The organism is Enterobacter sp. C6 (genome assembly GCF_008122455.1).
In the GTDB taxonomy this organism is placed as follows: domain Bacteria; phylum Pseudomonadota; class Gammaproteobacteria; order Enterobacterales; family Enterobacteriaceae; genus Enterobacter; species Enterobacter pseudoroggenkampii.
Genome location: NZ_QPFW01000237.1, coordinates 16,495 through 28,440, shown reverse-complemented (window position 1 = coordinate 28,440; position 11,946 = coordinate 16,495). Strand labels below are relative to the sequence as shown.

Below are 11,946 nucleotides of genomic sequence, written 5' to 3'. Positions count from 1 at the left end.
TTATTTTTGTACTACGATATTTTCCTGCGAAGGATCAACATGCTGCAGTTGCAGCTTTTCCGTTGCGATCCGTTCAACCCGGCTATGATCGCCGAGCGCGTTTTCTTCAAGGATCAGATTTCGCCATTCAATATCCAGCGCATCGCGTTCCAGTACCATCTGCTCGCGTTGCGCAGTCAATAAACGTGTATGGTGGGCGGTGGTCACCACCGTAACTGCCGTGACAATGATGCAAATGAACAGACAGAGTGGCAGTTTCCCAAACCGCAAAAGATCGTCGCCGATCACGCCAGGCAAGGCATGGCGCTCGTTGCTTCCTAACGAATCCTTAACTTTGCTTAGGGTCTCTGTCACTCTGCCGATCATGCGTTCGTCCTCTCTGCAACACGCAGCACTGAACTACGGGCGCGTGGATTCTCTGCCACTTCTTCTTCGCCCGGCATCAACTTGCCTAATGCTCGCAACTGACGGCCACCCAGCTTCCTGAGTTGTTCTTCCGTCATCGGCAGCCCCGCTGGCACCTGTGGACCGCGGCTTTGTTCACGCATAAAGCGTTTCACAATACGGTCTTCCAGCGAATGGAAGCTGATGATGGATAACCGCCCACCCGGGGCAAGCACGTCGAGCGAGCTTTTTAGCGCCAGCTCTATTTCCTCCAGTTCACTGTTTACCCAGATGCGAACCGCCTGGAAGGTACGGGTCGCGGGATGTTTGTGCTTATCCTTCACCGGTGTCGCCGCCGCGATCACTTCGGCCAACTCTTTGGTGCGGGTCATTGGCTCAATGCGATTGCGCTCAACGATGGCGCGCGCAATACGTTTGCCAAAGCGCTCTTCGCCGAACGTTTTGATGACCCATGCAATATCGGCTTCGTCAGCGGTCTGTAGCCACTCAGCGGCAGATTGACCGCGCGTCGGGTCCATCCGCATGTCCAGCGGACCATCACGCATAAAGGAGAAACCACGTTCAGCATCATCAAGTTGGGGTGAAGAGACGCCAAGATCGAGAAGAATCCCGTCGATCTTGCCCGTCAGGCCGCGCTCAGCGACATAATCCGCGAGCGCAGAGAAAGGTCCATGCACGATGGAAAAGCGTGGGTCATTGATGGTCTGTGCAACGGCAATAGCCTGCGGATCGCGATCGATTGCCAGCAGACGTCCTTCCTCTCCAAGCTGGGAGAGAATCAAACGTGAGTGACCACCGCGACCAAAAGTGCCATCAATGTAGATGCCATCCGGACGAATATTCAGGCCGTTTACGGCCTCGTCCAGTAACACCGTTTTATGTTTATAATTTTCCATCATATTTATAGAGACAAGTCCTGCAGCCGTTCCGATAATGTTGCGGAATCAGACTGCTCAGCGTCGATATCTTCCTTGACCTGTTGATACCAGGTCGTTTCATCCCACAGTTCAAACTTGTTGAACTGCCCGACCAGCATCACTTCTTTGGTCAGACCGGCATGTTGCCGCAACACAGGGGCAATCAGTAATCGCCCAGCGTTATCCATCTGACATTCACTGGCATGCCCCAATAACAGCCGCTGTACGCGGCGTTCCTGCGGGTTCATACTCGACAGTCGCGACAGCTTTTGCTCAATAATTTCCCATTCAGGCAAGGGGTAAAGCAGCAGGCAGGGGGAGTTAATGTCAATGGTGCAAACCATTTGACCCGCAGCGTTCTCAATCAGCTGGTCGCGGTATCGGGTTGGTACCGATAAACGCCCTTTGCTGTCGAGATTGACTAACGTAGCTCCACGGAACATGCCAGTCTCACCCCTCCTCACCACTTTAACCCACAAATTCCCACCTAAAGGAGTTTACGGAGCGAGGGAAAAGCTTGTCAAGCCAGGACTCTCCATATAAGGACTCGGAAGCCCTCTATTTACAGAGATAAACAGTCCTGGTTAATAACTGCACAACTGGCGAGGCAAAATTAACGTTATGAATATTTGTAAGAAAAAAACCGAATATGCACACTAGCGTTAAAGCTCACTCAATATCATCGCAGATAAATATAAAGTGTCAGTTTGCGACGCGGGCAGCATTTTATGACAGATTCTCAGGGGATAACAGCGCCAGATTCACCCAGGCACCCGGTAAGCGCAGCGGTTGCCACGTAAGCTGGCAAAGGAGGAGGAAAAACGTCTGATTATTCATCGACCGAAAAGGGTTTGTAACAAAATAATACAAAGAAAGCCGTTTAAAATCGACCGGACGTTCTTAAAAAGACAATTTAAAAGCCAGAATGAATTAAGAAAAATAGGTGATTAAGATCCCTCAAGAATTATCCTAATTTCTCTCCGGGAATTATCTGCACGAATTATCGCAACAAAAGGGGGGCAGATTTCGCCGCCCCGGTCATTTTCATTTTTGGCGGCTTAAAATTCCGCGATGGTAGAGATTACGTTTGATACGCGTCAGGCCCGGTTTCGGCTTGCGCGGCTCATCCAGGCTTGCCAGCACAATCTCCAGCACGCGTTCAGCCACATCGCGGTGACGCTGTGCTACCGCCAGCACCGGGCACTGGAGGAAGTCAAGCAGCTCGTTATCCCCGAACGTGGCAATCGCCAGATCGGAGGGCAGTTTACCTTCCCGGCGTAAGGTCACGTCCATGACGCCCTGCAACAACGCAAACGACGTGGTGAACAACGCCTGAGGCATCGGATGCGTTTCCAGCCATTTCTCGAACAGCTGCGCGGCGGCTTCACGCTCGTAGCTGTTGGCATAGAGGTAGTGAACCTCGCGCGGATCGTCTTTCCAGGCGGTTCTGAATCCCTGCTCGCGCAGGAAGCTCACGGAAAGCTCGGGCAACGCGCCAAGATACAGCACCGTTTCAGCGGGGAACGTTCTCAACTCTGCGGCCAGCATTTCTGCATCATCCTGATCCGCACCCACGACGCTGGTGAAATGCTCGCGATCGAGCGCGCGATCCAGCGCCACAATTGGGAACGGGTCATTCGCCCAGCGCTGGTAGAACGGATGCTCTGGCGGCAAGGAGGTCGACACGATAATGGCATCCACCTGACGCTGGAGCAGATGCTCAATACAGCGCATCTCGTTATCGGGCTGGTCTTCTGAGCAGGCAATCAGCAACTGATAGCCGCGCTGACGCGCCTGACGTTCAAGATAGTTGGCGATACGGGTATAGCTGGTGTTTTCCAGGTCAGGGATCACCAGACCAATAGAGCGGGTACGCCCGGCACGCAGACCGGCTGCGACAGCATTCGGATGGTAGTTATGCTCACGAACCACCGCCATAACTTTTTCAACGGTCTTGTCGCTAACACGGTACTGCTTTGCTTTACCGTTAATCACATAGCTGGCCGTTGTTCGTGACACGCCGGCTAGCCGGGCGATTTCATCCAGTTTCACAATTGCCCCTTAAAAAAAGAAAAGAGTCCATGGCCCTGTCAAGGTTATGGTTAAATCTTTTAACATCTAAACGCAGAAAAGCCTTCGCGGCAACCGCTTTTATCTGCGTTGTCGGCTGATTACGCAAAAAAAAGCCCGGCTTTGGTGACCGGGCAGAAAGAGGCGAACCTTTTTGACAACTAACGCATGATTTTCTCGCCGCGTGACAGACCGACTACACCCGATCTCGCGACCTCGACAATTTTTGCGACATCCCGCACTGATGCCAGGAAAGCATCCAGCTTGTCGCTTGTCCCAACCAGCTGAACCGTATAAAGAGAAGGGGTGACGTCAATAATCTGTCCGCGGAAAATATCCGCATTGCGTTTAACTTCTTCACGCCCGTAGCCGCTGGCCTGGATTTTCACCAGCATAACCTCTCGTTCAACGTAGGCCCCCTGCCCCAGCTCGCTCACGCGCAGGACGTCGACCAGCTTATGCAGCTGTTTCTCAATCTGCTCAAGCACTTTGGCATCGCCGACGGTTTGGATCGTCATGCGCGATAGCGTAGGGTCTTCCGTCGGAGCAACGGTCAGGCTTTCAATGTTATAGCCGCGCTGTGCAAAAAGACCAATGACGCGCGACAGTGCGCCAGACTCGTTTTCCAGTAAAACAGATAATATCCGGCGCATATCAGGTTCTCTCCGTTTTGCTTAACCACATTTCATCCATACCACCACCACGAATATGCATCGGATAAACGTGTTCGGTCCCATCAACAATCACATCCATAAAGACGAGGCGGTTGTTTTTAACGTGCTCAAGCGCTTGCGCGAGCTTCGCTTCCAGCTCAGCCGGATCGGTTACCCGCATGCCTACATGGCCGTAAGCTTCAGCAAGACGAACAAAGTCCGGCAGCGATTTCATGTATGACTGAGAATGACGGCCAGAGTAGATCATATCCTGCCACTGCTTCACCATACCGAGATACCCGTTATTCAGGTTCAGCACCAGTACCGGCAGTTCATATTGCAGCGCGGTAGACAGCTCCTGAATGTTCATCTGAATACTGCCATCACCGGTCACGCAGACGACGGTTTCATTCGGCAACGCCAGCTTCACGCCCAGCGCGGCAGGCAGACCAAAGCCCATGGTTCCTAAACCACCGGAGTTGATCCAGTGTCGCGGTTTATCAAACGGGTAATACAGGGCGGCAAACATCTGGTGCTGCCCTACGTCTGAGGTTACGTACGCTTCACCTTTCGTCAGTCGCCACACCGCTTCGATGACCGCCTGCGGCTTAATGCTTTCGCTTTGCGTGTCATATTTCAGGCACTGACGCGCGCGCCACTGTTCAATCTGCTGCCACCAGTCGCGGATCTCATCCAGCGGCTGGGTTGCACTCTCCTGGGTCAGCAGGTCCAGCATTTGCTCCAGAACCTGACGGGCATCACCGACGATCGGCACATCAGCCGCCACTGTTTTTGAAATTGACGTAGGATCGATATCAATGTGCAGCACGGTGGCGTTCGGGCAATACTTTGCCAGGTTGTTGGTGGTGCGATCGTCAAAGCGCACGCCGACGGCAAAGATGACATCGGAATGATGCATCGTCATGTTGGCTTCATAGGTACCGTGCATACCCAGCATCCCCAGCGCCTGACGATGGGTGGCAGGGAATGCCCCCAGCCCCATCAATGACGATGCAACTGGCAGGTTAAGTTTTTCAATCAGTTCACGAAGCTGGACTTCGCAGGCAGAGTTGATCGCCCCGCCACCAACATAGACCACCGGTTTTTTGGCTGCCAGCAGCGTTTGCAATGCCCGCTTGATCTGTCCTTTATGCCCCTGCGTTGTTGGGTTATAAGAGCGCATGCTGACCGATTCCGGCCAGACATAAGGCAGCTTGTTTGCCGGGTTCAGGATATCTTTAGGCAGATCGACCACCACCGGTCCTGGACGTCCGCTCGCCGCCAGCCAGAAGGCTTTTTTCAGTACGCCGGGAATGTCTTCTGTTTGCTTGACCAGGAAGCTGTGCTTCACAACGGGACGCGAAATCCCGACCATGTCGCACTCCTGAAAAGCATCGTAGCCAATCAGTGAGGTTGCCACCTGCCCGGAGAGGATCACCAGCGGGATAGAGTCCATATAGGCCGTCGCAATGCCGGTAATGGCGTTTGTCGCGCCGGGGCCGGACGTGACTAGCACCACGCCCACTTCACCCGTCGCACGCGCCAGGCCGTCAGCCATGTGCACCGCCGCCTGCTCGTGACGTACCAGAACATGGTCAATGCCCCCTACCGTATGCAGCGCATCATAAATATCGAGGACCGCACCGCCAGGGTAGCCGAACACTTGCTTTACGCCCTGATCGATCAGCGACCGAACGACCATTTCCGCGCCAGACAACATCTCCATGCTTTGCCTCCAGGCATTTTGTTATAGACGGACTGCCGAATTCATTTCCGCACCGTCTTACGATTGGGATAAACCAATCTTATATTTTGCAGAGTGTTCTTTACCTTAACCGCTCGTTATGAGGCAGGCAATTAGCAAACCCGGGTAGATAAACGGCGCGTAAAGCAGAAAAAGCAGGCGTTAACAGGAGATATGGTTAATTCCTCTGGGAATAGAGGATGGGGTGATAAATCATCGCTGAAAAGCGCGACAATGCAGGAAATCATCTATTTTTGCGTGCCGGAGAGCAGCCCGAAAAAAAGCACCACAGAATAAAATAGCAATTATCTAAAAGAACTCAGGATAAATCACATAAACCGATGCGATTTATCCTGATGCGCTTACCGGCGACAGATGCCAACCAGCAACTCTTCCATCCACTGATGCCCTTTATCCCGACCCGCCGCTTCATGCCAGGAAAGATAACAGGTACGGCTATTTAGCTTGAGCGGCAGAGGTAAAATTTGCAGGTTTAACGGGTCAGAAAACTCTTCTGCCAGCCAGCGCGGCGCAATCGCCACCAGTTGCGTCTGGGAGACCACGTTTAATACGCTAACCATGGCCATGCCCTGATACGCCACGCTCGCCTGTTTATCCGCAGTGTCATACCACGGCAGGCTAAAGGAAGCATATCTGTCGAGTGCAACAACGGCGTGCTGCTCGTTATAAACATCGCTTTCTAGCAGCGGAGAATTCAGGCGCGGATGTTTTTTACTGGCGACGAGAACCATTTCATCTTTAAACAGCGGCACACAGGAAAATTCTGGACGACGGAACTCTTCATACCCCAGAACGAATTCAATCTCCTGATAGCGTAACTGATGTTCCGTGTTTTGATTCAGGGATGATTTAAAAACAAGATTGATATTTGGTGCGATCTCTTCAACTTTATTATAAATAATCGACGTTAAATAATTATCTAATGGGCTACAGACGCAAAGATGGAATACGCGCTCGCTGCTTAAGGGTTCAAAGCCCGAGCCCGGCAGCTCGTTTTGTACCAACTGCAACGCCTGGCGGATGGAGCCGAACAGCTGGAATGCGCGCGCCGTAGGCTGGATCCCTCTTCCGTAACGAACAAACAATTCGTCGTTAAACATGACCTTAAGCCTGGCAACGGCATTACTCACAGCAGGTTGTGACATCCCCAAGGCCTGGGCCGCGCGGGTAATATTCTGTTCCTGCATGACAGCATCAAACACCGTCAGAAGATTAAGATCCACCGTGCGTAACTGCGGTTTAATCCCATCAGTAGCTTGAGGTTGTTTAATATTATTTTCTGACACTTCTGACTCCACTGTCACGCTACACTCCCTTTGCTCACGTACGGTAATCATCTCGAAAATATGATTTACCATGCAAACACGATCAGCAAAAGAGAATTATTTAAAATTCGGAATATATAAAGACTCTATAATAACGAAAATTAATGAGCGCAAATGATATGTTTGACTTTAGGATTTGAATGAAACCATAAACCAAACAAATATACAATTGCCATCAGGTTAATGATGACTTAAGTATTATTAAACTGTTATTGCTATCGCCCTACAGTTAGTTAACAACCTGTTATATCTGTTCGCTTTTCAGCATTATGGAACAGATTCACTGCATTTATAACTTAATGATATTAAAACCTTTTAATCACAACGCATTCTCTTCAGGACATTTCACTCATTTTTAAACAATTATATTTATTTGTTTCTGCAACTCTTTTCTTAAGTCCAAAATTAGACAATTAGTCGGGTCGCGAAAGCTAAAACCAGCACAATTAGCTAAAGTGAATACCCTGCTGATTCCGTCTGTCGGGCCCGTTTTCATCGTCAGGGGTTGACATGAACGGCCGTATCCAGTACCACTAAAAGCATATTGAATTTAACGGAGCACGATTCATGATTCGCACCATTCGTTTCACCGGTCTACTACTACTAAACGCATTCACTGTGCGCGGTAGACTGGCGGGCGAAATTCAGCGTTGAATCGTCACCAGTAAGACTAAAAACCCGCGCCACTGCGCGGGTTTTTTTATGCTCGTAGCAAGGCGCCCTAAGACTGACAAGGACCTAACCCATGAGCCAGCAAGTCATTATTTTCGATACTACTTTACGTGACGGTGAACAGGCATTGCAGGCAAGCCTGAGTGTAAAAGAGAAACTGCAGATCGCGCTGGCTCTCGAACGTATGGGTGTCGACGTGATGGAGGTCGGTTTCCCGGTCTCGTCTCCGGGTGATTTCGAATCCGTCCAGACTATCGCCCGCACCATTAAAAACAGCCGCGTTTGCGCCCTGGCGCGCTGCGTAGAGAAAGACATCGACGTTGCTGCCGAGTCATTGAAAGTGGCCGAAGCGTTCCGTATCCACACCTTTATTGCAACCTCACCTATGCACATCGCCACCAAGCTGCGCAGCACGCTGGATGAAGTGATTGAGCGCGCGGTGTATATGGTGAAACGCGCACGCAACTACACCGATGACGTTGAATTCTCCTGTGAAGATGCGGGCCGTACGCCAATCGAAGACCTGGCGCGCGTCGTGGAAGCCGCCATCAACGCGGGTGCGAAAACCATCAACATCCCTGACACCGTCGGCTACACCATGCCGTTTGAGTTCTCCAACATCATTACCGGACTGTACGACCGCGTACCCAATATTGATAAGGCAATTATCTCCGTCCACACCCACGATGATTTGGGTCTGGCCGTGGGTAATGCCATCGCCGCCGTCCACGCAGGTGCGCGTCAGGTAGAAGGTGCGATGAACGGTATCGGCGAACGCGCGGGCAACTGTTCGCTGGAAGAAGTGATCATGGCGATCAAAGTGCGCAAAGACATCATGGACGTGCATACCCGCATCAATCACAACGAAATCTGGCGCACCAGCCAGACCGTCAGCCAGATTTGCAACATGCCCATTCCGGCTAACAAAGCGATTGTCGGCACTGGCGCCTTCGCGCACTCCTCCGGTATTCACCAGGATGGCGTCCTGAAGAACCGCGAAAACTACGAAATCATGACCCCGGAATCCATCGGCCTGAACCAGGTGCAGCTGAACCTGACCTCCCGTTCCGGTCGCGCGGCGGTTAAACACCGTATGGAAGAGATGGGCTATAAGGACAGCGATTACAACATGGATCAGCTGTACGACGCGTTCCTGAAGCTGGCCGACAAAAAAGGTCAGGTGTTCGACTACGACCTGGAAGCGCTGGCCTTTATTAACAAGCAGCAGGAAGAGCCAGAGCACTTCCGTCTGGATTACTTCAACGTGCAGTCCGGCTCCAGCAACATCGCCACCGCCTCGGTCAAGCTGGCCTGCGGTGATGAAATTAAAGCAGAGGCCGCGAACGGTAACGGCCCTGTGGATGCCATCTACCAGGCGATTAACCGCGTCACCGAGTACGACGTGGAGCTGGTGAAGTATGACCTGACGGCCAAAGGCCACGGCAAAGATGCACTGGGTCAGGTCGACATTGTTGTTACCCACAATGGCCGCCGCTTCCATGGCGTGGGCCTGGCGACCGATATCGTTGAATCCTCCGCGAAAGCGATGGTGCATGTTCTGAACAACATCTGGCGCGCCGCCGAAGTCGAAAAAGAGTTGCAACGCAAAGCTCAGAATAAAGAGAACAACAAGGAAACCGTGTAATGTCGAAGAATTACCATATTGCTGTGTTACCGGGCGACGGTATTGGTCCGGAAGTGATGGCACAGGCGCTGAAAGTACTGGAAGCCGTTCGTACGCGTTTTGCGATGAAAATCACCACCAGCCACTACGACGTGGGCGGTATTGCGATTGATAACCACGGTACGCCGCTGCCGAAAGCGACCGTGGAAGGCTGCGAAAATGCCGATGCCGTGCTGTTTGGTTCCGTCGGTGGCCCGAAATGGGAACACCTGCCGCCAGCAGAGCAGCCAGAGCGCGGCGCGCTGCTGCCGCTGCGTAAACATTTCAAGCTGTTCAGCAACCTGCGTCCGGCGAAGCTGTATCAGGGTCTGGAAGAGTTCTGCCCGCTGCGCGCGGATATCGCCGCCAACGGTTTCGACATTCTCTGCGTGCGTGAACTGACCGGCGGGATCTACTTTGGTCAGCCAAAAGGGCGCGAAGGCAGCGGTCAGCATGAAAAAGCGTTCGATACCGAGGTGTATCACCGTTTCGAAATCGAACGTATCGCCCACATCGCGTTCGAGTCGGCGCGCAAACGCCGCCATAAGGTGACCTCCATTGATAAAGCGAACGTGCTGCAGTCCTCCATTTTGTGGCGCGAGATCGTCAGCGAAGTCGCTAAGCAGTACCCGGACGTCGCGCTGTCGCACATGTACATCGACAACGCGACCATGCAGCTGATTAAGGATCCGTCCCAGTTTGACGTGCTGCTGTGCTCCAACCTGTTCGGCGATATTCTCTCTGACGAGTGCGCGATGATCACCGGCTCGATGGGCATGCTGCCATCCGCAAGCCTGAATGAAGAAGGCTTTGGCCTGTACGAGCCTGCGGGCGGCTCCGCGCCGGATATCGCAGGCAAAAACATTGCCAACCCGATTGCGCAGATCCTCTCCCTGGCCCTGCTGCTGCGCTACAGCCTGGATGCAGGCGATGCGGCAACCGCAATTGAGAACGCCATTAACCGGGCGTTAGAAGAAGGCGTCCGTACCGGCGATTTAGCACGCGGCACGGCGGCAGTCAGTACCGATGAAATGGGCGACATCATTGCCCGCTATGTCGCTGAAGGGGTGTAATCATGGCTAAGACGTTATATGAAAAGTTGTTCGATGCGCACGTTGTTTACGAGGCACCAAACGAAACCCCGCTGCTGTACATTGACCGTCATCTGGTACACGAAGTGACCTCACCTCAGGCATTTGACGGCCTGCGCGCGCACAAGCGTCCGGTACGTCAGCCGGGTAAAACCTTCGCGACGATGGATCACAACGTTTCCACCCAGACCAAAGACATTAACGCCTCGGGTGAGATGGCCCGTATCCAGATGCAGGAGTTGATTAAGAACTGCAATGAATTTGGCGTTGAGCTGTACGACCTGAACCATCCGTATCAGGGCATCGTCCACGTGATGGGGCCTGAGCAAGGGATCACCCTGCCGGGCATGACCATCGTCTGCGGTGACTCCCATACCGCGACCCACGGCGCGTTTGGCGCTCTGGCATTCGGGATTGGCACGTCCGAAGTGGAACATGTGCTGGCAACGCAGACCCTGAAGCAGGGCCGCGCCAAAACCATGAAGATTGAGGTGAAGGGTAAAGCGGCACCTGGCATTACCGCGAAAGACATCGTCCTGGCCATCATCGGTAAAACCGGCAGCGCAGGCGGTACCGGCCACGTCGTTGAGTTCTGCGGCGACGCTATTCAGGCACTGAGCATGGAAGGTCGCATGACCCTGTGCAACATGGCCATTGAGATGGGCGCAAAAGCGGGGCTGGTCGCGCCGGACGAAACCACCTTCAACTATGTGAAGGGTCGTCTGCACGCGCCGAAAGGTCAGGATTTTGACGACGCGGTAGCCTACTGGAAAACCCTGACAACCGACGATGGGGCAACGTTTGATACCGTTGTCACGCTGCAGGCAGAAGAGATTGCGCCTCAGGTGACCTGGGGCACCAACCCGGGTCAGGTGATTTCCGTCAACGACAGCATCCCTGACCCGGCCTCCTTCGCCGATCCGGTCGAGCGCGCCAGTGCGGAAAAAGCGCTGGCCTATATGGGGCTGAAGCCCGGCGTGCCGTTGACCGATGTCGCCATTGATAAAGTGTTTATCGGCTCCTGCACCAACTCCCGTATCGAAGATTTGCGTGCCGCCGCCGAAATTGCCAAAGGTCGTAAAGTGGCACCAGGCGTGCAGGCGCTGGTGGTTCCTGGCTCCGGTCCGGTGAAGGCCCAGGCGGAAGCCGAAGGTCTGGATAAGATCTTTATCGAAGCGGGCTTCGAGTGGCGTCTGCCTGGCTGCTCCATGTGTCTGGCGATGAACAATGACCGCCTGAATCCGGGTGAGCGCTGCGCCTCTACCAGTAACCGTAACTTTGAAGGCCGCCAGGGCCGCGGTGGACGCACCCATCTGGTCAGCCCGGCAATGGCCGCCGCTGCGGCAGTCACCGGCCATTTCGCCGATATTCGCAGCCTGAAATAA

General features: G+C 53.2%; 11 protein-coding genes. 4 read left to right on the top strand and 7 right to left on the bottom strand.

Features of this window, described 5'->3' with window-relative positions; all coding sequences use genetic code 11:
• From ftsL to leuO, 7 genes are all read right to left on the bottom strand, one after another.
• Complete coding sequence (gene ftsL / locus DOU50_RS16720; protein ID WP_008501989.1) at positions 1-366, bottom strand: cell division protein FtsL; 366 nt, start codon at positions 364-366, stop codon at positions 1-3.
• Positions 363-1,304: a 16S rRNA (cytosine(1402)-N(4))-methyltransferase RsmH gene (gene rsmH, locus DOU50_RS16715; protein ID WP_021240527.1), complete on the bottom strand. Its 942-nt coding sequence runs from the start codon at positions 1,302-1,304 to the stop codon at positions 363-365. The genes ftsL and rsmH overlap by 4 nt, the downstream gene beginning before the upstream one ends.
• 2 nt (positions 1,305-1,306) lie before the next feature.
• Positions 1,307-1,765, bottom strand: coding sequence for a division/cell wall cluster transcriptional repressor MraZ (mraZ, locus tag DOU50_RS16710; protein ID WP_021240528.1), 459 nt, complete (start codon positions 1,763-1,765; stop codon positions 1,307-1,309).
• A gap of 601 nt (positions 1,766-2,366) precedes the next feature.
• The gene (gene cra, locus DOU50_RS16705; protein WP_008501993.1) at positions 2,367-3,374 is read right to left on the bottom strand and encodes a catabolite repressor/activator; all 1,008 of its coding nucleotides are present in this window, start codon (positions 3,372-3,374) and stop codon (positions 2,367-2,369) included.
• Between the two features lie 179 nt (positions 3,375-3,553).
• Entirely contained in the window at positions 3,554-4,045 is a 492-nt protein-coding gene (ilvN, locus tag DOU50_RS16700; RefSeq protein ID WP_008501994.1) for an acetolactate synthase small subunit, read from the bottom strand.
• Between the two features lies 1 nt (position 4,046).
• The gene (gene ilvI, locus DOU50_RS16695) at positions 4,047-5,771 is read right to left on the bottom strand and encodes an acetolactate synthase 3 large subunit (RefSeq protein ID WP_061715972.1); all 1,725 of its coding nucleotides are present in this window, start codon (positions 5,769-5,771) and stop codon (positions 4,047-4,049) included.
• 380 nt (positions 5,772-6,151) lie between these two features.
• Positions 6,152-7,096 carry a transcriptional regulator LeuO gene (gene leuO, locus DOU50_RS16690; protein WP_050597746.1) on the bottom strand — a complete coding sequence of 315 codons (945 nt, stop codon included), beginning with the start codon at positions 7,094-7,096 and terminating at the stop codon, positions 6,152-6,154.
• A gap of 606 nt (positions 7,097-7,702) precedes the next feature.
• Here leuO and leuL point away from each other — a divergent pair.
• The 4 genes from leuL (at position 7,703) to leuC (ending at position 11,946) form a co-directional block, all read left to right on the top strand.
• Positions 7,703-7,789 carry a leu operon leader peptide gene (gene leuL / locus DOU50_RS24015; protein ID WP_071787438.1) on the top strand — a complete coding sequence of 29 codons (87 nt, stop codon included), beginning with the start codon at positions 7,703-7,705 and terminating at the stop codon, positions 7,787-7,789.
• A gap of 91 nt (positions 7,790-7,880) precedes the next feature.
• Positions 7,881-9,452, top strand: coding sequence for a 2-isopropylmalate synthase (gene leuA, locus DOU50_RS16680; protein ID WP_024907451.1), 1,572 nt, complete (start codon positions 7,881-7,883; stop codon positions 9,450-9,452).
• Positions 9,452-10,543: a 3-isopropylmalate dehydrogenase gene (gene leuB / locus DOU50_RS16675; protein ID WP_024907450.1), complete on the top strand. Its 1,092-nt coding sequence runs from the start codon at positions 9,452-9,454 to the stop codon at positions 10,541-10,543. Before leuA ends, leuB begins: the two co-directional genes overlap by 1 nt.
• A 2-nt stretch (positions 10,544-10,545) precedes the next feature.
• Positions 10,546-11,946, top strand: a complete 1,401-nt coding sequence (leuC, locus tag DOU50_RS16670; protein ID WP_032649821.1) for a 3-isopropylmalate dehydratase large subunit — start codon at positions 10,546-10,548, stop codon at positions 11,944-11,946.